This window comes from Arcticibacterium sp. GJ41-1 (assembly GCF_055808875.1).
In genome coordinates, this window is the sequence record NZ_CM147888.1 from 3828593 (window position 1) to 3851604 (window position 23012).

Annotated in this window: 17 protein-coding genes; 9 read left to right on the forward strand and 8 right to left on the reverse strand. The window is 38.4% G+C overall.

Translation table 11 applies throughout. The features are described 5' to 3' along the window. The first annotated feature begins 43 nt into the window (after positions 1-43). From AC0L6O_RS15925 to AC0L6O_RS15935, 3 genes are all read left to right on the forward strand, one after another. Complete coding sequence (locus AC0L6O_RS15925; protein WP_473303720.1) at positions 44-889, forward strand: helix-turn-helix domain-containing protein; 846 nt, start codon at positions 44-46, stop codon at positions 887-889. A gap of 85 nt (positions 890-974) precedes the next feature. Then, positions 975-1523, forward strand: coding sequence for a carboxymuconolactone decarboxylase family protein (locus AC0L6O_RS15930; RefSeq protein WP_473303721.1), 549 nt, complete (start codon positions 975-977; stop codon positions 1521-1523). 390 nt (positions 1524-1913) lie between these two features. Continuing rightward, positions 1914-2285, forward strand: a complete 372-nt coding sequence (locus AC0L6O_RS15935) for a cupredoxin domain-containing protein (RefSeq protein WP_473303723.1) — start codon at positions 1914-1916, stop codon at positions 2283-2285. Between the two features lie 80 nt (positions 2286-2365). Here AC0L6O_RS15935 and AC0L6O_RS15940 read toward each other — a convergent pair whose 3' ends face one another. Next, complete coding sequence (locus tag AC0L6O_RS15940) at positions 2366-3109, reverse strand: OmpA family protein (protein ID WP_473303725.1); 744 nt, start codon at positions 3107-3109, stop codon at positions 2366-2368. Positions 3110-3391: 282 nt separating this feature from the next. On the opposite strand from AC0L6O_RS15940, the gene AC0L6O_RS15945 reads away from it, so the two are divergent. From AC0L6O_RS15945 to AC0L6O_RS15965, 5 genes are all read left to right on the forward strand, one after another. Beyond that, positions 3392-4069: a cyclase family protein gene (locus AC0L6O_RS15945; protein WP_473303727.1), complete on the forward strand. Its 678-nt coding sequence runs from the start codon at positions 3392-3394 to the stop codon at positions 4067-4069. 102 nt (positions 4070-4171) lie between these two features. Further along, on the forward strand, positions 4172-4534 hold the full coding sequence (locus AC0L6O_RS15950; protein ID WP_473303729.1) for a VOC family protein: 363 nt from the start codon (positions 4172-4174) through the stop codon (positions 4532-4534). 5 nt (positions 4535-4539) lie between these two features. Continuing rightward, positions 4540-4971, forward strand: a complete 432-nt coding sequence (locus tag AC0L6O_RS15955; RefSeq protein WP_473303731.1) for an EVE domain-containing protein — start codon at positions 4540-4542, stop codon at positions 4969-4971. After that, positions 4964-5425, forward strand: coding sequence for a MarR family winged helix-turn-helix transcriptional regulator (locus tag AC0L6O_RS15960; protein WP_473303733.1), 462 nt, complete (start codon positions 4964-4966; stop codon positions 5423-5425). The genes AC0L6O_RS15955 and AC0L6O_RS15960 overlap by 8 nt, the downstream gene beginning before the upstream one ends. A gap of 111 nt (positions 5426-5536) precedes the next feature. Further along, positions 5537-6079 carry a DNA-3-methyladenine glycosylase I gene (locus AC0L6O_RS15965; protein ID WP_473303735.1) on the forward strand — a complete coding sequence of 181 codons (543 nt, stop codon included), beginning with the start codon at positions 5537-5539 and terminating at the stop codon, positions 6077-6079. Between the two features lie 626 nt (positions 6080-6705). On the opposite strand, the gene AC0L6O_RS15970 is transcribed toward AC0L6O_RS15965, so the two are convergent. From AC0L6O_RS15970 to AC0L6O_RS15995, 6 genes are all read right to left on the reverse strand, one after another. After that, a complete protein-coding gene (locus tag AC0L6O_RS15970; protein WP_473303737.1) occupies positions 6706-8508 on the reverse strand; it encodes a hypothetical protein in 1803 nt (600 codons plus the stop codon). 21 nt (positions 8509-8529) lie between these two features. Beyond that, positions 8530-12069 (reverse strand): VCBS repeat-containing protein, encoded by a 3540-nt coding sequence (locus AC0L6O_RS15975; protein ID WP_473303739.1) that lies wholly within the window; start codon positions 12067-12069, stop codon positions 8530-8532. 103 nt (positions 12070-12172) lie between these two features. Next, positions 12173-13318, reverse strand: a complete 1146-nt coding sequence (locus tag AC0L6O_RS15980) for a cell shape determination protein CcmA (protein ID WP_473303740.1) — start codon at positions 13316-13318, stop codon at positions 12173-12175. Positions 13319-13366: 48 nt separating this feature from the next. Continuing rightward, entirely contained in the window at positions 13367-15007 is a 1641-nt protein-coding gene (locus AC0L6O_RS15985; protein WP_473303742.1) for a RagB/SusD family nutrient uptake outer membrane protein, read from the reverse strand. A 32-nt stretch (positions 15008-15039) separates the two neighbouring features. Beyond that, entirely contained in the window at positions 15040-18261 is a 3222-nt protein-coding gene (locus tag AC0L6O_RS15990; protein ID WP_473303743.1) for a SusC/RagA family TonB-linked outer membrane protein, read from the reverse strand. 181 nt (positions 18262-18442) lie between these two features. Continuing rightward, positions 18443-20179 (reverse strand): tetratricopeptide repeat-containing sensor histidine kinase, encoded by a 1737-nt coding sequence (locus AC0L6O_RS15995; RefSeq protein WP_473303745.1) that lies wholly within the window; start codon positions 20177-20179, stop codon positions 18443-18445. A 36-nt stretch (positions 20180-20215) separates the two neighbouring features. Here AC0L6O_RS15995 and AC0L6O_RS16000 point away from each other — a divergent pair, with 36 nt between their 5' ends. Continuing rightward, positions 20216-20857, forward strand: coding sequence for a response regulator transcription factor (locus AC0L6O_RS16000; protein ID WP_473303746.1), 642 nt, complete (start codon positions 20216-20218; stop codon positions 20855-20857). Between the two features lie 588 nt (positions 20858-21445). Here AC0L6O_RS16000 and AC0L6O_RS16005 read toward each other — a convergent pair. Beyond that, on the reverse strand, positions 21446-22903 hold the full coding sequence (locus AC0L6O_RS16005; protein WP_473303748.1) for a Gfo/Idh/MocA family protein: 1458 nt from the start codon (positions 22901-22903) through the stop codon (positions 21446-21448). Between the last annotated feature and the right edge of the window lie 109 nt (positions 22904-23012).

The following is a 23012-nucleotide window of genomic DNA, read 5'->3' on the forward strand; positions in this document are numbered from 1 at the left end:
ATAAAACGTATTTAATTACATTTGACAATCACATAAGAAACACATGCGTTACGAGGGGCCAAACCAGGAATACTTTGAGGTGGTAAACATTACCAGCGAAAACTGCTATTTGATAAAAGCCTCTAGAAACTCAGAGCTTTCTATGCTTTGGTTTGACTCCGACCAAAACCGCCTAAAAATAGATGGCGAAGAGCATGCCTTTAAAACCAACGAGCTGCTTTGCCTTACAGAATTTCATAAGGTAGAAACTGTCAACATTGACAAACTCAGGCTCCTAAAATTTAACAAGCCTTTTTACTGCATTCTAGACCACGACAGCGAGATAAGCTGCCGAGGCATTTTATATTTTGGTGCGGCTACGCTACCCATCATAAAACCAAACGCTAAAGAACTGGACACACTAGAAACCGTCTGGAAAATGCTGTGCATAGAAATGGAGTCGCGAGATAACCTGCAGCTAGAAATGCTACAGATGATGCTAAAAAGAATGCTGATACTCTGTACCAGAATTTATAAAGAGCAGCTGCAATATGACATTTCGGGTGGTGAGTATGTAGACAGCCTACGTGCCTTCAATTATTTGGTAGAGCAGCACTTTAAAGAAAAACATAAAGTAGCCGACTACGCCGACCTCCTTCATATAAGTCCAAAGAGCCTTTCTAACCTCTTTAAGAAAATTGGCAGTAAAACGCCCCTTCAATACATTCAAGAAAGACGCCTGCTAGAAGCCAGAAGACTTTTAAAGTATAGCGAGCGTAGTATTTCCGAAATTGCTTTCCATCTTGGCTTCTCAGATTTGCAGGCTTTCAGCCGTTTTTTCAAGAATAATGAGGGTATTTCGCCCAACGACTTCAAGAATTCGGAGCAAAAGGAAAAATTGCCAACTTAAAAGGAATTTCCGCCTATTTAGGCCTTCTCGTATTGCTGCACCTTTGTAACATCATTTTGATAATAACAATTAAAACAACAATACGATGTCAACATTTAGTGTCCCAACAAGAGAAGAAGTTTCTGAAAACAATCAAGCCATTTTTGATAACCTTGAAAAAGGCTTAGGTTTCGTACCAAACCTTTATGCTTACTACGCCAAAAACGAAACGGCACTTGCAGATTACCTTGCTTTACAAAACCGTAAGTCAACCCTTAAAGCCAAAGAAAGAGAAGTGATAAACTTGGTAGTGAGTGAGTACAATGGCTGTAAATATTGCCAGAGTGCCCACACCGTATTAGGTGGAATGAACGGTTTTACGGAAGAGCAAATCTTAGAATTAAGAGGTGGCACAGCCAGCTTTGACGCCAAAACAGACGCCTTAGTTAAATTCACACTTTCTGCCGCTGCCAATAAAGGAAAAGCCTCTGCCGAAAGCGTAGCAGCATTCTTTGCAGCAGGATATACCGAAGCAAATTTGATAGATGTGGTGATAATAATAGGTGACAAAACCATCAGTAATTACATCCATAACCTTGCAGGTTTCGCCATTGATTTCCCATTGGCTCAGGAGTTAAACGCAGAATTAGTTTAATCCACTCTTTTTAAGCTCCAGAGGAGCGACATATTAATAACTAAGAGGCTAGCAATTGCTATTTGTTTGGCGTGATTTTGGCCAAAAAGCCAAAATCATGACAAACGATTTAAAATCAAATTAATAAAGATTAAAAAGACTCTTAAGAAGGAGACAACTACTTTATCAACGAAAATCCTTCTTTATTCTCCGCTCACTTTCCAGTGGGGACGTCATTTTTTTTCGAAAAAAAACGAAGCAAAAAAAACATCGCCCAGTAAACTCACACACTCAAAATTCTATAAATCAATAAGCTGTTTATCAGTTTTTTTAAGAAAGAATTTCGACCGTGTTCAAACAGTACAGGGCTTTATAAGGAATTATAATTAAATATTAAAAACAATAACTATAATGAAAAATTTACTAGCTACATTAGTAGCAACATTCGCTCTTACATTTTCTACCACTACTTACGCTCAGTCTGACGCCAAAGTGGTAACATTAGAACAAACTGAAGGTGCATTTACGCAGAAAAGCTTAACACTAGAGCCAGGTACCTATGTATTTAAAGTTGCTAATAAAGGCGTAAACCATGACCTTGGTTTTGTGCTAACGCCAAAAGGAAAGTCTGACGAAGCTCACCATATCAAAGAGGCTTATGTAACAGAACTTATCAAAGAAGGAACAAGCTCAACAAGTAAAGTAGTGACTTTAGAAAAAGGCGAATACGAGTACTTTTGCCCACTAAACCCTACGCCTAAGTATACCTTGGTGGTGAAATAAGAAAAAACACAAATTATGAAAAAATGCCCCAAGGTAATCTTACCAAGGGGCATTTTATATTTATGTAAATGAGCCTGTTTCTATGCTGCTTCTGCGGCTTGATCTCTCATTTCGTTTGAAGGGAGAATCAAGAAATCTACTCGTCTGTTTCTGTCTCTATTTATTTTAGAGCTGTTCTGATAGTCAGGATATTTCTCACCATAGCTATCTATAAAGAATCTGCTCTCGTCTATCCCACATCCTTTAAGATAATTGGCCGCAATCGCCGCTCTTCTAAAAGCTAATTTCTCATTAAAATCTGCAGAACCCGAAGCATCTGTTCTACCAGCTACTAGCACATAAGTATTAGGCTCTTGCTGTAAATTAAAAGCTAGTTTTCTTAGTGCAGCTTTGGCGTCTTCATTAAGAATAAAATCTTCTACGCCATACATATCACCTTTATCTAAGGCTACTATTACCCCTTCTCCAAAGTGTAAAACAGTGGCCTCTTGATTTAAATTAGCGTTCAAATCTTTGGCATAAGTTTTCATCCAGTCTGAAAGTAAACTACCTGTTCTACCCTCTGTACTGTATTTGGCAATGGTGTCTGCTAGTGGGAAGTTATAAGCCACTTCGTTATTATAAACTTCGTCTGTAAATATTACTTTGTCTTCCGCTATGGAGTTGTTTGTAGCCAGAGTAGTCTCTATTTCCATGTCACCGGTGTTATCCATCATTTCCATGTCCTCTGTCATGGCTGTATTCTCAGATTCTGAGCTGTCACTACATCCGAAAACAAACGTTGTAACGAATATAGAACCAATAATAATTTTCGCGTATTTCATAATTGTAAAAGTTTTGATTTGTACTCAGGGTTCTTAAAAGCCTATTCCTGCATTATTTCACAAACTCTTACTGCGGAAAGTGTAGAAATACAACCCCGATGGGTGGAGTTTTGAAGGCAATAGTTGTCAAAAGCAATACTCAAGAGTATTTCGCCTTTCACTAAATTGGCCTAAATCACGATTTAGTATCACATGAAGAATCAATTTCAGGAAAAAACGATTATAACTAACATTCATATTAAGACAAAACCTTAATATTAGAAATCAAAAATCATACTTTCAATGACACACAAGACCAGCACTTCCTTTATCGACTTAAGCCACACTATTGAAGATGGTCTTATTACCTACAAAGGTCTCCCAGCTCCTATAATATGCGACTACATGAGCCGTGAAGACTCCATAAAGTTTTATGAAGAGGGTACACAGTTTCAGATTGGTAAGATAGAAATGGTTACTAATACCGGTACATATATAGATTGTCCGTTTCATAGATATGAAGACGGGAAAGACCTCTCACAAATGGCATTGGAGCGTTTTGTGGATATAGACGCAGTGGTTATACGTGTACCTTTTTCGAAAACCATAGAGATAACGGAGGAACATCTTAAAAACTATGATATCAAAAACAAGGCAGTTTTGATTCAAACCGACTGGGATAAACACTGGAACACTGACCAATATTTTGAAAACAATCCCTATTTGACCGAAGGAGCTGCCACTTACTTAAGAGATTGTTCTGTAAAACTAGTAGGCATAGATTCTCATAACATTGACGACACCCGAGGTAAAAGCAGACCCGTACACACCACTCTTTTAGGTGCAGAAATTTTGATAGTGGAGCATCTTTCTAACCTAAGTTTACTTCCTGATGATGTTTTTACTTTTAGTGCCGTTCCGCCAAAATTTAAAGGCGTTGGGACATTTCCTGTAAGAGCTTTCGCCAAATTGAATAAGTAAGCTTCCTCACTTAGTCTTCACTGCTAAATATAGATTCTTGAAAAAACTTGCATTTTAGTTGTCGTGTATACTATATTTGCAGCAACAAAATAACAATACAAAATGAGAAGATTAGAATTCACATCACTTCAGGTAAGAGATTTGGAAGCATCAAAGGCTTTCTACACCGAAAAGCTAGGCTTTGAAGTTTCAGAACTTAAAAATCCCGATGCTGTCATTTTTAAGTTCAATAAGGGAGACGCCAGTTTTGCTATTAGAAAACCATTCGGAAACATAGATGAGAAGGAACTTGGACAGGGCGTATCTACTTGGTTCGCCATCGATGAGAAAATTGAGGAACTTCAAACCAAATTCGTTGAGAAAAAGGTCCGTATTTTAGGAGAAATCATGCCTACACCTTTTGGTAAAGCTCTCCATGTTATAGACCCAGATGGTTATAAACTAACTTTTCTAAAACTTAAGTAAATCTCATGAAACAGAAATACTGGATTATAGTAGCCTCAAAAGACCATGTAGAAAGTGGACTAGCCGAAGGCATAGCACAAGCCTGTCATGGAAAAGCAACTTCCTTAAAACAAATGCAAAAAGACGACATGGTGCTATTTTACTCAGGAAAAATGACTTTAGGGAAGCCGGATAAATGCCAAGAATTTACGGCAATAGGGAAAGTAAAAGACGATGAGCTGTTTCAAGTTGAAATATCTCCCAATTTTCGCCCATTCAGAAGACGTATTAGCTTTATACCAAGTACAGAAGTGTCCATCTTGCCCTTAATAAATGATTTGGACTTTATTGAAAACAAAAAGTATTGGGGATATCCGTTTCGTTTTGGTTTCTTTGAAATCAAACAGCACGACTTCGATTTGATTTCGACCAAAATGCTTCAACAAACCCATGTCTAAAAAAATAGAATTCAGCTTTAAAAGTCCAAACGACAGCCCTGGTTATCTTCTTGGACAAGTCACTATACAGTGGCAAAGAAAACTAAAAAAGACCCTTGACCCATTAAATCTAACGCACACGCAGTTTATTATTCTGGCAGCATTAGGTTGGCTTTCTAGAGAAAACGATAAGGTGACTCAAGTAGATATTGCCAACCAAGGAAACCTAGACAGAATGATGGTTTCCAAAGTCTTGCGTACACTGGAATCTAAAAAATTTCTTAGTCGTAAAGAACATGAAACAGACACCAGAGCCAAGGTTATCCAGCTAAGCAAATCGGGTGCAGAGGTACTTCAAAATGCTATTCTTAAAGTGGAAGAAGCTGATAAGGAGTTTTTCGCTCTTCTAGCTGATGATTTGCCTGTATTTAACAGGAATATGGTCAAACTCATTTCTGAGAATAAGACGCATTAAAGGAGCTAAAGCAAAGTTATCTCTTCAAAAACGAAATAAAGTCTAGCCTTAAAGCTAAATTCATTAGCAAATTACTAAGACCTAATTCCTTAATTTTAAACAAAAAAAGCGATGTCGTACTGTAAATTTTGTCAAGACCTACCTGAAGATAATGTCCATAAATATTATCACGACTTCCAGTACGGTTTCCCTTTAGAAACCGACAATGAGCTTTTTGAACGTTTAATTTTAGAAATAAATCAAGCAGGTCTTTCATGGAATACCATTCTGGTCAAAAAAGACAATTTCTTTAAAGCTTATGACGGCTTTGATATAGCCACAGTAGCCTCTTACCCTGAAGATGAAAGGGAAAGGCTTCTTTCTGATGCTGGAATTATCAGAAACAAACTAAAAGTAAACGCCGCCATTCATAATGCCAATGTGATTTTGGAGCTACAAAAAGAGCATGGAAGCTTTAAAAATTGGATTGAGCTTAACCATCCGCTCACCAAAGAGGAATGGGTAAAAGTTTTCAAAAAACGTTTCAAATTTGTAGGTGGAGAGATTGTCAATGAATTTCTTCAAAGCACAGGGTACCTACCTACACCGCATGATAAAGATTGCCCGGTTTATCAGAAGGTTGAAGAGGCAAGGAAGGGTATGGGAATTTATTGATTTTGTTTTTACCGATGTTGTGTCCCTAACGGGACTTTCTGGATTTTGCTTTCTTTTTTTTGCTACCGAGGTTACGTCCCTAACGGGACTTGTTTGACGTTGTTGCTTCCTTTTTCTTGCTACCGAGGTTGCGTCCCTAGCGGGACTTTTTTGGTCTTGTTGCTTTCTTTTTCTTGCTACCGAGGTTTCGTCCCTAGCTGGACTTGTTGGATTTTGCTACTTTGTTTTTCTTCGAACCGATGTTACGTCCCTAGCGGGACTTGTTTGACTTTTTTGCTTTCTTTTTCTACCGATATCACGTCCCTAACGGGACTTTTTGGGCCTTGTTGCTTCCTTTTCCTTTCTACCTATGTTTCGTCCCTAACGGGACTTGCTGGATGTTGTTGCTTCCTTTTTCTTGCTACCGAGGTTACGTCCCTAGCGGGACTTTTTTGCCTTGTTGTCTTATTTTTTCTACCGAGGTTTCGTCCCTAACGGGACTTGTTGGATTTTGTATATCAGATATTCGTGATTCCAAAAGCCCTGAAGGGGCTTAAGATGAATAGAAAACATCTTAACATCACAAACCTTTCTTTGGCGGACTTTTTGCTCTTCATGCAAAAAGTGTGACAAAGAAGTCTAAAACATTATTGTTCCAACTTATCAATCATTACAAAAACAGAACTCCAGGCAGGTACTGTTATCTTAATACCGCCACTCGTCTTTGCTGATTTTGCTTTTATCTCTGCATAATTTGATGGACCACCGGCTCCATTTGAAGGTGCATTTCCATTCACTATCACCTTTCTCGAGAAATCGCCATTATCCGTCCCTCCTGCCAAATTATACCAATAATACCTTTCGCCTGCATTAAAATTTGTGGTCTTTATTTCTACGTTTTGCGGCGTACCCGTGGTATTTACCACAGCCACGGCCACCTCACCAGAACTATACGTTGAAGCATAAGATTTTACGGCAGTCGGCATCGCTCCTACAGCTTTATCATCAGATTTCACTAACCTATCTCCTATTGTTTTCTGGAAATAATACATGTGATAAAACGATGGTCTTGCATTCATTCTTGGGTCTTCAGGACTTCCACCATCACTAAACAAACCATGGTCATTGCCGTTTTCCCAGCCATTATATAAATCCCATCTGGCTGCCATTCCATACTTGTTTTTTATAGACTCACCCTGCACTATAACCGCAAAGGCACCGCTAGTGTTAGACACCTGCTGCATTCTATCTCTGGCCCACATATTCCATTCTGTGAAAGCTATTGGCTTCTCTTGCCCGCCATATTTGCTTATTTCATTATTAATAAAACCCATCATTTTTTCTGGCAAGGCTATAGCATCTTTCAGGATATTAGCCGCTTCCGAATTTTCATTATAAGGCGTAATGTAATTATGAGCAATATAGAAATCGGCTTCACCCCCTATCTCTTTCAACAGTCCCTCATTCCATGTTTTGGTGGTATTAGATTGCCAGTCTTGTATTTCAGACTCTTGCATAACCGCCCCTATTTTAATCTGAGAACCAATTTCAGCAGCCGCATTACGCATAGAATCGGCAAAAACTTTAAAATGTTTAGCGTATAATGCCCCCGTCAAAAACTCAGGCTGCCCGTCTTGATTTTTACTTACATCTATCCTATTCCCCTTTTCCCATGTACCATAGTTTTCGTTTCCTACTTCCCACAGTTTGGTACGTCCATTATCATATCTCACCCAGTCTGCGGCTAGTTTAGCCGCCATAGCCACGGGATCTTTACTGGTTCCGTATCTAGCAAAACTGTAGTTTACACATATACTTCCTTCGTTCTTAGTACTAACCAACATACTATAATAATTCTCCAAAGAAGCACGCCAGTTATCATTCGTTTGACCATAGAAAAAGCTAGCATCCGTAACAGAACCATCTTCATTCATAAACTGCCTAGGCACACCCCATTTCTCCATATATTCTGCAGGTGGCGTTTCTTTAAAACCACTCACATTGGGGTCGTCTACAGGATAAGTGTTCCAGAAATAAACATTACTTCCACTTCCTGCCGGCCATCTTATAACCTGCGGATTAAGGTTGGTTACATCTTTGATAAAACCCGCATCTCCTTCAAAAGTCCCCATCCAAGTATTAGCATTATGCCCAAAAATCTTATTCGGAATTTTGGTAACAATATCTGAGGCATCTATCGTTACCGTATGTGTAGTAGAAGAAGGTGCTGTTCCATCTATAAAGTCAGGAGCTGTATATGCTTTAGGCTGCCAGTCGTCCAAAAAGAAACCAATAGAAGTAGCCAATTCTGGGTCAACTGCCGGAGCAATTGGGACTATTTCTACAGGCGTCTCAATCTCAGGCTCTACAGAATTCTTAGAGCACGAGAGCAAGAAAACAACACTTAAAAGGGCAGTTACCTTAAACTTTACGGTATTAATTATTAGCATATTATTTAGTATCAAAATCCGTTAATAGATTATTTCTCTGGTAGCACCTTTCTTATCAAAAAACTGCACAGAAACCGTTTGCTTTGAAAGCAGTAAGCTTCGTGATGATTGTGAAGTAAAACAGCTCCCATTCTGTATTTCTATCTTTCTTTCTTGCCCACTTTTCAGGCTTTCTATGGCATATATTTCATTCGGATTTGCCTCTACTTTCTTTCTATCTCCTGATAGCAAAAAGGCTCCTAGACTACCTCTATTTTGTGAAGTCAAAACCATGGTTTGACCAACAGCATTCTGAATTCTCACCAATGATTTGGTATCACCAGAAGCTACAAAATTACTTTCACCCATACTTTTCGGTATAAAACCACCTTCTCCATCACCTCTTAGTAAAAGTCCATTTTGAGCATCTAAACGCCCTACAGAAATTTCATTACCAAAGTCATTTCCGGTCATTAAAACATCTATGAAACCGTCTTGGTCAAAGTCCTCTACTAGCATTCCAAAAACGGGTGCCGTTTGAGCCAATAAAGGCATCGCTTTTAGCTCAAAGTCGCCATCTCCTTTATTTTCTAAGTAAGATGTTGTTACCGTATTGATTTTTAAAACCAAGGCATCTTTCACATCATCTTTAGCAAAAACGCCATAAATAGACGAATTGGCATATTTTTCATACGAGTCAAATCGCTGCCTTAAGGCATTAATTTGTTTAAATAAATCGTCTCTAACATTAAAAGGCACTTCTTCCTTCTCATTTTCTTTTCCTAAATAATGAACGGTAGTAATGGCATCATACACGCCATCTTTATCAAAATCTTTGGCATAAATGGTAAGCGGTGTTTCTTCTGAAATTTTGAAATTGTTATTCAATCCAAGATTACCTACCACATAATCTATGTCGCCATCATTGTCAAAATCACCTGCAGTTAAACTGTTCCAAAAGCCCGTTTGACGGTCTAAAACTTTGTTATGAATTCTGCTGAAACTTTTACCACCTTCGTTTTTAAAAAAGGTGATGGGCATAGCTTCGCCCACTACTATTAAATCTTGCCAGCCATCATTATCAAAGTCAGTCCAGATGCCATCAGAAACCAAACCAACATCCACTAAATCAGGAGCTAAGCCTGCCGTGATATCATTAAATTTGATGGTCTTTTTAGAGTCATTTCTTAAAATAAAACTACTTGCGGCTTCTGGGTAAGCATTTACCGTATGCCTTGTTCCTATAAATAGGTCTAGGTCACCATCTTTATCAAAATCGGCCGCTTTTACCACCGAACCACTTTTCCTCCTTTTAGGCAAAGCATCTTTCAGATAAGTAAAAGTACCCTTACCGTCGTTTTCATAAAGTCTGTCTTCATAATTTGCACTGGTCGCCTTGAATTCATTGCTTCCACTCACAATGTATAAATCTAAATCTCGGTCGCCATCTGCATCGAAAAGTAGCACGCCAGCATCTTCAGAAGCCTTATGCGAATCATCAAAGGCTCTCCTTTCAAAACCACCTTCTTTCTTTTGAATTAAAAAAGTACCTGGATAATTGGCTGCTCCAGCTATAAAAACATCTTCTAGCTTATCGCCATTAATATCTCCCACCGCCAAAGCTGGTCCATATTGCGAAAACTTATGAGGAATCAGTTTTTGAATATCGAAATCTATATAGTCTTCTTCTTTATGGATATAATCAATATTGAGTTCTTCTATAATATCTTTAAATAGCATTTGAGTTGAAACCTCCACCTCCTCCAAATCCACCGCATCTTTTTCCGAAATCTTTAGTGTTTGATTTGCTTTGATATGCTGAAGTTTAGAAACCTTCCCACTAGGCCAGGTAACAGTCAACTCTTTGACCTCCTCTACCTTTCCTAAACCAAAATGAGCTACATCCTCTATAGTTGATAAATAGCCTCTATAAGGGGTATTCTCATAAGTCTGGGTTTCATTCTCGCCATATTTGATTTTAATAACCGCTCCTAATCCGTTGATGTTATTCTCTAGTCCTTCACATTTAACTCTTAGAAATGAGCTATTCTCTTGCCCTTTATTTAGGTAAACAAAGGCAGGTTCGTTGATATTATTGACCACATAATCCAGGTCTCCGTCATTGTCCAAATCGGCATAGGCCGCACCATTTGAAAAACTTGGCTGTGCTACTCCCCATACCTCACCTACAGCATCAAACGCAGGAATTTCTTTATTCCCCGTATTTCTAAAAGCTTTATTCGCCACTTTTCTAGAGGGCAAAAGGGCTAACAGCTCTTCTAGTGGAGCCTTTCTTTGCACGGCTGCTTGAAAGCCATACACCACATAGTCTAAATCAGTAATGTCTTTAGGAAAACCATTAGTTATAATAATGTCTTTGAATCCATTATTATCAAAATCTGCAAGCATAGGGCACCAGCTCCAATCCGTTTCAGCAATGCCTGCCATCAGACCTATTTCACTAAAAAGAGGTGTCTTGGTCACAGGATTGACGCCAGCGTTAAATTGAAGTGTATTTCTGGCGTATTGATAATTGTAACCATACTTTTCATTATTCTGATAGGTAGAATAATTATTGGCTGGCACCATCATTTTCTTCCGATAGTTTTCTTCAGGAAGCATGTCTAATGCCACTATTTCTACCAATCCGTCATTGTTCAAATCGGCCACGTCATTACCCATGGCAGAGTAAGAGGTATGTTTAAAATAAGCCGCAGCTTGGTCTGTAAAGGTGCCGTTTTGATTATTTATGTATAGAATGTCGTCCGATAGAAAGTCGTTGGTGATAAAAATATCTTTCCATCCATCTTGGTTAATGTCTGTAATGTTAATGCCTAATCCATAGCCATCTTTCAGTATTCCTGCTTTCTTTGATACGTCAGTAAAATGTGGATTTTCATTAGTGCCGTCGTTTTGGAAAAGCTTATCCGTTCTTTTGGAAGAGCCATCGGTCACTTTTATCTCATACTTATTTGGGTAACCGTGTTTTTCCAATTCATTGACCAAAAGAAAAAGGTCTAAATCGCCGTCATTGTCATAATCAAAAAAGGCTGCACTGGTGGTATGGCTGTTATCTGCTACACCATATTCTGCTGCCAAATCTTTAAAAACTGGAATTCCTGTTTCATCAAGTCCTTGGTTAATAAAAAAGACATTGCTTCTAGACTCATTTACGGTAGCAGAAACGTAAATATCCATGAAGCCGTCATTGTTAATATCTACTGCTGTGGCTCCTGAGCACCATTTATCAGCTGTTGCTGTACCACTTTTCTCTGTAATATCTTCAAAACTTAGTGATGCTCCACCTTTATTAAGATAGAGTTTATTGCTCACCTGATTTCCTGTAAAGTAAACATCGGTAAGGCCGTCGTTATTAAAATCGGCAAGGGCTACACCTCCGCCATTATAGAGGTATTCAAAACTAAAAACATTACGCCTGTTGGTCTCGGTAATATCATTTGAAAAGGTAATACCTGACTGCTCAGCCGAGAGTAGAGCAAAAAGAGGTTCTTGCTTTTTTCCGCAAGAAAGGGAAAGACAAGCAATGAAAATAACCCATACTTTAACTTTGATATATTTCATTATACACTAAGAAAAACAAGACTAAGTTTCTTAAATAATAGGCAAAAAAATAGTAGCCAGGCAAAACGCTGACTACTATCTAAAATCAAACTCAATTATCTCATTACTTTAATAACATTACATCATCAAAATAGAAAGTCTCACTTTCGTCTGGTCCTTGAATCCTCCAGCCTATTTGTTTAAGCGTGGTTCCTGGGTACCAAAAATCAAGGTCTTCTATCGCAATTTTATAGTAATTCCAAATGCCTGGAGCTACATCAATTTTGTTTTTATCAGCAAACTCACCAAAGCCAATGTTAGATGCATCAGACTGAATCCAAAGAGACATTGGTACTGTGCCACCTTTGATAGCAAAAGTCAAATACTTGTAATCTGCATCATATTCTACAGATGGCCACCAGTTAGCTAATGCAGCTAAATGCCAGTTTCCGCCTGCAAAAACTTTTGACATAGAAGCTTCTCCTGCAAATGCTTCGTCAGTATTAACAATAAGTGGGTCACCCCAAGAACCGTTATCAAAGCCGTCTGCAATACTATCCGTAAAAATATGGAAAGCCTCGTCAGCATTTACAAACTCATTTCCAGTGGTAGTGATGGTTCCACTACTGTTTGTGATATCTAATCTCACCTGGGTAAGGCTAGTTTGGGGAAACTTAAGCGTCATAGTTTCATCACCCACCTTATCTTTTGTTCTTCCTACTATCTCTACTGACTCTGTAGTACCTGTAAATACCACAGAAGTTACATCGGCAAAGTTTTTACCCTTCAGTGTAATATTTCCACGTCCTTCGCCAAAAGTGATTTTATCTGCCGAATAAACAGCAGGTTTGGCTATAACCTTAAAGTCATGAACCACCTCACCATGAGAAGTCACAATTCTGATTTGATTAGTAGCTGTTTCGTCTGTTGGTGCTTCTGCAGGAAGTCTTATAATAAGAGCTTCGTCTGTATTATAAGTAGGGTTAAAGCTTGTTTGATATCCATTAAAATAGACATAAACGGCTCCACCAATATTACTTCCTTTTATTACCAAAAGGTCATAAGGCTCGGCACCTAAAATGACGCTATCGCTATAGCTACTGATGGTATCTAAAAGATACACACCGCTTATGACAGGCGTACCCGTGCTAAATCCCGGTATACCAGAATCGTCTTTTTCGCAACTGGAAAGAAACGAAATCCCAGCTAACATCACCAATATGGCCATGCCCGAAATTTTCTTATATAAATATTGATTCTCTTTTTTCATTTTTCTTGTCTTTATATTGAGAAACTAGGGTTTCTCTGAAAAATAATTTTAGTTAAACATGTAAGGAACAGGGTCTTTTAAAAGGTTAGGAGCCTGAGCTGTTTCTGTATCTGGAATAGGCAGATAAAACTTAGAAGGCACCAAAGTAAAACTCTCCTCATCTCGAATTATAAACTCAAATTCTCTTTTCTTTTGAGGTGTTCCAGTACCCTCCACTATACGTATGGTGTAAATACCACGTATTTGATTACTAATCATATCTATCACCTTCTGCGGGTTATAGTAATAAAGCCTCACCATATCATACCATGCATCACCTTCTACAGCAAATTCATACCTTCTTTCATGTAACAAATCATCTAAAGTGAATGATGTTACGGGCTCTAATGTTGCTCTTTCTCTTACGGCATTGTAATATTTCAATGCTTCAGGGTCGCTGGTAGATGCATTGTTTCCCAAAATGGCCTCTGCATAGATAAAATAAACATCTGCCAAACGCTGCATGTAGGTATTATTAGGAGCATTTTGCTGCTGTCCTAGTCCGCCATTATCATCAGGAGTACCTACTATATACTTTTTAAAGTTGGCAAAGGTAGCCCAAGCATCATCTGCAGGTACAGGTACTCTGTATCCGCCATCGGCTTTTATCAATTCCGGATAATGGTCTCCTGGTAACATAAACGTAGCCTTTCTTCTCACAGAGTCTTTAGGGTCAGCGTTGATTAGGTAATCATAAGAAGCTCCGTTGCTTCCACCCCAACCATCTTGAAATCCGGTTAGTTGACTATTTGCCGCAAACTGAGACTGAAATTGATTTCCAGAACCATAACCACCATTACTTACCCACTGCAAACCGAAAAGCTGCTCAGGGTTATTATTATTGGCGGTTAAAAACAAATCTGCATAGTTTTCCATTAACTGGAAAGGACCATTATCAATCACATCTTTTGCTAATTCTTTGGCTTTATCCAAATATCCTTGGTCTCTTTGACCGTTGGAAGAACCTAGCCCTGCTCTGGTCAAATAAAACCTTGCTAACATTCCTTTAGCTGAATAAGAATTCAACCTTCCACTACCCGATGGAGATGAAGTAGGAAGTAATTCTGCAGCTGCCTGCAAATCTCTAATAGCAAACTCCCAAACACTTTCTACCGTATTACGGGCAAGTGTAGTATCGGCACCTTGCTTAAGGTTATCAGTAATAATAGGCACAGGACCCCAGTTTTGTACTAAATAGTAATACGCCACACCTCGCATATATCTTGCTTCGCCAATTGCCCTGTCTTTGGCTTCTTGACTCACCTCAGGTTTTGCGTAAGTTTCTACGTTATACATCAAAACATTACACTGAGCTACAATGGTAAAAAACGAGTTCCAAGAGTTTCTTAAATCAGAGTTTGTGTTTGACACGTTAAACTGATAAAACTGCTCCCAGCTAGAGTTATAAGGCGATAACATATTGCCCGCACGCCCATCTCCAAAAGAAAGGAGTGCCTGTCCGTTTGAACCAAACCATACTTTATTATAAAGTGCAGCTGTACCCGCCATTAACTCGGCATCTGTATTGAAAAATGCTGGAGCTGTAAGATTATCTAAGGGAGGCGTTTCTAAAAACGACTCTTTACAAGAAGTAAAGCCAAAGACCGTTAGACCAACAAATAAGAGTTTTAATAAATTATATCTTTTCATTTTCTGAATATTAAAAATTATCTATGGTACTATTAAAAATCAAAAGAAGCTGACATAGTGTACATTCTAGAAGAAGGATAACGACCATTGTCAAATCCTGGAACGCCACCAGAAGTACCTACCTCTGGGTCATAACCAGAGTACTTAGTAAACGTAAATGCATTTTGCACACCTGCCGTCACTTTTACACCATTAAATGGCAATACCTTTTTCATTACTGACTTTGGCACGAAATAGCTCAACTGAATATTTTTGATTCTTATATAAGAACCATCTTCTACAAACCTATCTGTAGCACGGCCACTGTTACCATAACTTGTTCCTGAGATTCTAGGAACTTCTGTTCCTGGGTTTAATAGGGTCAAAGTTTCGTCTAATTCTGTTCCGCTTGGTCTTGCAAACGTTACAGCCTCTTGGTATGCTCCATGTATGTAGTTTCTGAAAGAACTGTTGTCAAATCTCAACTGGTTAAACACTTGGTTTCCGTAAACTCCTTGCGTAAACACATTCAATTCAAATCCTTTATAAGATAATGAGTTTGAAAAACCGAACGTAAACTTAGGCCATGGATTACCAATAAATGTTCTGTCTTTATCGTCAATCACCTGAATATTTTCTCCCAAAGCTGGGTCGTAGTATTCCGTTTCGTCAAGGTTTACATACTTCACATCACCCACCCAAGCTTGCTCAGGGTCAATGTGAATTCCGGTAGGAAGTGCTGCCGTAATTAAATCGTTATAATCTTCTATTAGGCCATCAGCTCTGTAGCCATAAAACTGGAATAAAGGCTGCCCTACAATAGAACGAGAAATCACTCTAGTATACCATGGAAATCTGTCAATAATGGCTCTATCTGTATTTAATTTCAATAACTTATTTCTGTCAAAAGAGATATTGAAATCACTTCGCCAAGTAAGGTCACTTGATTTTTGACCTCTGATTGGTGTAGTATTAAGGGCAATTCCGAAACCTCTGTTTTCCATATCGCCAATGTTCACCACTGGTGCTCCAATACTACCCTGCCCCACTGTACCTGCATAAGCTGGTAAAGGCAAGTCTGTAATCAAGTCGGTAGTTCTTCTTAAATAAGCATCAAAAACCACCTGAACTCTGTCGTTCAACATATTCATGTCAAAACCAACATTATAGGTTGTAGTGTTTTCCCATTTAATATCTGGATTAGGAAACCTTGCCGCTAAGAAACCTTGACCAGACTGCGTAGCAGCTGTACTCAAAGGTGCGTAAGTATTTTTTCCCCAATACTGGTTACCTGTAGTACCAACCTCAAACCTAAGTTTCAAATCGTTGATAAAGTCTACATTTTCCATAAAACCTTCTTTAGAGACTCTCCATGCCGCAGATACTGATGGGAAGAAACCCCATCTGTTATTTGGGCCAAAGTATGAAGAAGCATCTGCCCTGAAGGTTCCTTGAAGTATATACTTATCGTCATATACATAACCTAATCTTGTAAAATATGACTCCTGAGAGTTATCATCTCTTCTACTTCCACTTAATGAAGTTTTAGGGTCACCAAGACTTAACTCAGACAATGCATTGTTTGTAAAACCAGTAACTCTACCAGAAAGCTGCTCATTAAAAGAGTACTGTGCCTCATGACCTGCTATTACATTGACACTGTGTTTTTCTAAAAGCGTTTTGGCATATTGAATTCGCTGGTTAGAACTCCAGAAATAATTATTACCGCTATATCTTTCTGAGGTAGAAATAGGATTAACAGCACCTTGCGTCAGTTCATTTGTACCAAAAGAATATGATGGTCTGAAAATAGCACGAGCGTCACTTCCATAATTTCCGTTAAACTCTGCATGGAACGTAAAGTCTTTCAAAAAGTTTAAATCGGCATAGATAGTACCAAAGGCCGTCATACGCTTAAACTCATTAGAGTTAGTATAAGCCAACGCCACAGGATTAGTAATCTTAGCTGAATACTGACCAGGAATCACATCTTGTGGTCCTCCAAAAGTACCATCAGCGTTATAAACAGGTGCGTTAGGTGACTGGCGAATAGCCGTACTAATTACATTATCTTCATTAATAGAAAGGTTCTCTTTAGTTCCTGAAAGAGAAAGGTTTGTTCCTATTTTCAGATACTTTCTAGCTTGGCTCTCTAAGTTAATTCTAAAAGACTTTCTGTTAAAGCCAGAATTAGGGGCAATACCCTCTTGATTCATTAGCTCTGTAGAAATGTAGTACGTCAATTTGTTAGTACCACCGCTCATAGAAAACTGCTGCTTTTTCATAGCGGCTGTATTAAATAAAGCCGACTGCCAGTTAGTACCCTGTCCTAATATAGATGGGTCTGCAAATTCCATGTTATGACCGTAGCCTACTTCGTCTGCCCATGCATTGCTATAAACAGAATACTCCTGCAAATTCATCATTGGAAGTTGGTCTGGAAGGCTTTGGAAATTATACATGGTTGTAAAATTAACCTTCGCATCACCCGCTTTACCTTTCTTAGTAGTAATCACAATTACTCCATTAGATGCTTTAGACCCATAAATCGATTGAGCAGAAGGACCACTCAAAACGTTCATAGAAGCAATATCATCAGGGTTTATGGTAGATAGAATATTTGACTGACCATCAGAACCTATACCTTGTGTAGGCCCGTCTTGAGGTATAATCTGAACACCATCAATCACGTACATTGGTTGGTTATTACCATTAATGGTAGACAAACCTCTAATATATACCGCCGCAGCTCCCCCTGGCTTACCAGAGTTACTCGCCACAAAAACGTTAGGTGCTCTACCTTGTAGTGCTTGATCTAAAGTAGTGTTTACCGTCTTTTTTAATTCTGACTCTCCAATATTAGTCTGAGCTCCAGAAAGCAAACGCTTACTAGAAGAACCATAACCTACCACCACTATCTCATCTAAAGAGTTGGTACTCTCTCTTAGTGTAACATCTATGATACTTTGATTTCCAACAGTAACTTCTTCTTTGTCAAAACCAATGGAAGTAAAAACCAAAACATCAGAGCTGCTGGCTTCTATCGAAAAGTTTCCATCAATATTGGTTACTGCACCTCTGCTGGTGCCTTTCACTAAAACACTGGTGCTCGGAACACCCTCTCCGTCTTCACTAGTTACCTTTCCTGAAATCTTTTTTAAGGAGCTTTGACCAAAGCCCTCCGCAGGAAGAAGAAATACTAGCGAAGCAAACACTAATAAACAGGTTGTTTTAAACCCTCTCAGCAAATAACTTCTCAGTAGTTTTTTTTGCATATAATTAAAATTAAGGTTGAAATTAAGGTATGTACTGTGTGGCATTTGAAAGTTTTGCATAACTCTCCTATGTCAACAAAGTACAAATTTACCTCCTATTTATCCCAATTCGTTAATGGTAATCCCCCATTTTAAAAACCAAGGGTAAACCCTTAATTTTTAAAACTACCCGAGTAAAAAACTAAGCCAATGGAATAGAAATAGTAATAGAAGTACCCGTTTCACGGTCTGAATGCAGGTTTAGCATCCCTTTTAAATAGTCTATCCTAGAACGGATATTATTCCAACCGCTAGAACCTTCCTTAATTTTAGTTTCATCAAAACCAATTCCATCGTCTTCTACCGTCAAATTGACAGTTTCGTCTGAAAAAATAATTTGTACTAAAATTTCTTTGGCATCTGCATGCTTTAGAGAATTGGTTAAAAGCTCCTGCGTAATTCTATAAATCATCAGATTTTTGTTCTTTCCTAAGTCTCGTGCTTCGCCAAAATGCTGAAAAATGATGCTTGGTTCATTACTATTCTGTTTCAAAACAAAATCTTGAAGAGCCTTAACCAAGCCAAAGTTGGTAAGATTACTTGGCTGCATATTGCTAGAAATGTTTCTTAATTCAGAGCAGGCATCATCTAGCATTTGAACTGTATTTTCCTGCGTCAAACCCTTACCCATTAGAATTTTTATTCTAGAAAGCATGGTGCCTAAACCATCATGCAGTTCTTGAGCTATTCGCTCCCGCTCCTTCTCCTGACCTTCTATTAAAGCGTTTAGGGTATTAATCTGATTGTTTTTATTTGCATGATTAATCTCTAGCTGATTTATAGCACGTTTATTCACAAAAGCAATTACCAATAATACCAAAATCAATAATGTAAGAAACAATACGCCTACATACATCTGTTGACGGGTTTCTAGTTTGTCAATTTCATTTTCTGCCAACTTCTTTTCCAAAGCCAACTTTGCAACTGTAATCCTTTGTTTTTCTATCAGGTTATAGTCACTAAAAGAACGTAAGTCTGATTCTATTTTTGATGTATAAATCTTCTCTACTGTCCGGAGGGTTATGTTCGCATATTTATAAGCATTCTCATAATCCTTTTTATAGAAATAGTAATCTCGAATATTATCATATATCTCTTTTTTCAGTTGATAAAGAATCTCGTTAGTTTCTATTATTTCTAAACTTTTCAATAAAGCCTCTATTCGTTTTTCTTGAAAACCCAACTCTCTATAACTGGCTGCTTTCAAATAATATGCTAATGCCTCTAACCAACCTATTTTAAGTTTTTCACCTATAACCCGACTCTTTTCAGCATGTTCTAATGACTTCTCGAAGTCTCTAATTCTGGTATAATAATCAGCATAGGCAGAATGAATTCTACCAGTAAAAGCCTCTCCTTCCACCTCCTTATCTAGCATCTCAGCTCTTTCAAGACGTTCTATAACATTCTCAAACTTGTTTTCGTGAATATCTATATTAGCCAAATTCACCAAATGACCTATTTCTAAGGATGGCCAGTCATTAATTCTAAAGTAATTAACCGAACTTTCGATATACTCTTTTGCAAACTTCTTGATATAAACTCTATCCATATAATAAGAGCCTATAGCCCCACGGATATTATAATAATTAACTGAATCACCTACCGCCAAAAAGAACTCCATGCTTTTATGAAGAGTGGCCATAGGAGATATGTCTGGAATATTTGAATGCTCCTCATATTTAGCATAAGACCAATACGTGTAGGCTAAACCCAGTGTATCTTTTTCGGTTTCATACTTTTGAAGCAAGCTATCAAGTTGTACCTTAGTAAAAAGTAAAGTCCAATCAGGATATTGGTCCTGTGCAACAACATTTGACTGCCAAAAGAAACCAATGAAAAACACAAATGGTAGTAGTAATTTTGAGGGCTTGTTCATATTGGTTACGCTAATGATTCAAACTAAAAAAGTACAATGATAAGGGTATTATTGGTAGATGACCATAAAATTTTCACAGAAGGTGTAGCCTCCTTGCTACATAATGAGCCTGACTTTGAGGTCATAGGCGAGTGTCAAAACGCTGCTCAAGTAAAAACTACGCTTAAAGATAAAGATATTGATGTGGTACTGCTCGACATAAATCTTGGAGAAGATAGTGGCCTAAACGTATGTAAGCACATTGTAGAAAAACACCCTGCGGTTAAAGTACTAGCCATGTCCATGTATAATGATGAGAGTTTCATTACCAAAATGATGAAAAATGGTGCATCTGGCTATATCTTAAAAAACACGGGCGGCGAAGAACTTCTAAAGGCTTTACGCACGGTATACAAAGGTGAAAACTACCAAAGTAAAGAGGTGACAGATATTATTATGCTCAGCCTTTCGCGTCAAAAAGCACCCGAGAAAAACCTGTACGAACTACGATTTACCAGAAGAGAAAAAGAGGTTTTAGAATTAGTAGCCAAAGGAAAAACCACCAAAGAAATAGCTTCTGAACTTTTCATAAGCATTAAAACGGTGGAAACTCACCGAAGTAATCTTCTTTCAAAATTTGAGGTGAAAAATATGATTAGCCTGTTGAAATTGGCCATGGAATATGGCTATATAAAGTAAAAGCGTTTTTTTTAATTTTCAATTAACCAATGTTTTGTCCCTAAAGGACAATCTCTCATCACATTCTTTTTTACCGATGTTTCGTCCCTAAAGGGACTTGTACGATGTTCTCGCCTTTTTTTTTGCTACCGATGTTGCGTCCCTAACGGGACTTGTTTAACCTTGGTGCTTTGTTTTTCTACCGAGGTTTCGTCCCTAACAGGACTTCTTTGACGCTGCTGCTCTCTTTTTCTACCGATATTTCGTCCCTAACGGGACTTGTTCGATGTTGTTGCTTTCTTTTTTCTTTCTACCGAGGTTGCATCCCTAGCGGGACTTGTTTGATGTTGTTGCTTTCTTTTTCTTTCTACCTAGGTTACGTCCCTAACGGGACTTGTTCGACTTTGCTGCTTTGTTTTTCCTTCTACCGATGTTTCGTCCCTAGCGGGACTTGTTTGACGTTGGTGCTTTGTTTTTCCCTCTACCGATGTTTTGTCCCTAGTGGGACTTGTTCACTTTGTTGTTTTCTTTTCTATCGATATTGGATCCAAACAATCGAACACAAAAAAAGCCGCTTTTCAGCGGCTTTCCTCTTAATTACTTCTATGCTTATATCAATTTCCAGCCGTCACGATACTTACGACCTACAAATTTGTTTGCTTCATCATAGTTGGTAATCTTCATGTTATCACCATCCCAAAGCAATTTCTTACGACCTTCAAACTTCGCTCCTCTTCCACTTCCTGAGGTTCTTTCTTGATAACTTCTAATGGCTAAATTACCCATAATCACTGTCTCGGTTAGTGGTCCAGAATAATCGAATGATGACGTCAGTTCTTTATGCTCTTTGCTGCCAAAGCCTGCTTTAACAGCCTCTACCCAGCTAGTATGGTGGCCATACTCAGACATTCCAACGTTTTTCATGCCTGCATCATAACCCTTAGGCACTTCTATAATTTCGCCAGTATTAAGGTAAATTTTGGCCCTTTGTCCGTAAGATGTACATACCATTACTCCTTTTTCTCCTTCCATAATAACACCATTGGCACTATCTTCATCACCTATGCTATGGTCGTCAGGAATAATATTAGGGTGGAAAGGTCTTATTCCACCATCAGACCATCTCATGGTTACTTCCTTCTTATTTGCAGCCGTGGCTGGAAACTTCACTTGAACACTTGAAGAAGGAGGACATCCTTCAGGAATATATTCCGCCTCCCAGTCTTTTAAGAAAATTTGCCCTACACTACATTCTACTTCTGTAGGATAACCTAATTCTAAAACTCTAAACGCTGGGTCAATCAGGTGACAACCCATATCTCCTAAAGCTCCTGTTCCAAAATCCCACCATCCACGCCATTTGAATGGGTGATAAAGCGGGTGATAATCTACCATAGCGGCAGGCCCTATCCAAGTATCCCAGTTTTCAGCAGACATGGTTTTTGGAAGTGGCATTTTTCCTGATGGAACTGGAATTCCTTGTGGCCAAACAGGTCTGTTGGTCCAAATATGTACTTTATCTACATCACCAATTAAACCAGCCTTAAACCACTCTATCATTTTCTGCTGCTCCGGATTAGATGCCCCTTGGTTACCCATTTGAGAGACAATCTTGTATTTCCTTGCAGCTTCAGTCAGCATTCTAGCCTCATAAATATTATGGGTAAGTGGCTTTTGCACATACACATGAACATCATTTTGCATGGCCATCATAGCCGCTACCCCATGGTTATGATCTGGTGTAGAAATGGTGACAGCATCAATGTCTTTTTGCTTGTCAAACATCTCTCTAAAGTCTCTGTAAATCTTGGCTTTAGGGAAACTCTTAATAGAACGAGCCGCCTCGTTTAAATCCACATCACACAGTGCCACTACATTTTCAGCTCCTTTATTATAGGCATTACTAATGTCGCTTCTTCCTTTTCCTCCGGCACCTATTGCAGCTATATTTAACTTGTCACTTGGGGCTTTAAAGCCTTTACCAAGCACATGGCGTGGTACTATATAAAATGAACCTGCAGCTAAGGCTCCTTTCTTAATAAAATCTCTTCTGGTATTTGTTTTCATAGGGTTGGGATAATTCTTTTGTATAAAACTATTTCAATTTTCTCACGATATCAAATCCAAACTTGCTAATCAGTATAAGCATCTAAAATAAGCCTACTTAAAGGATAAT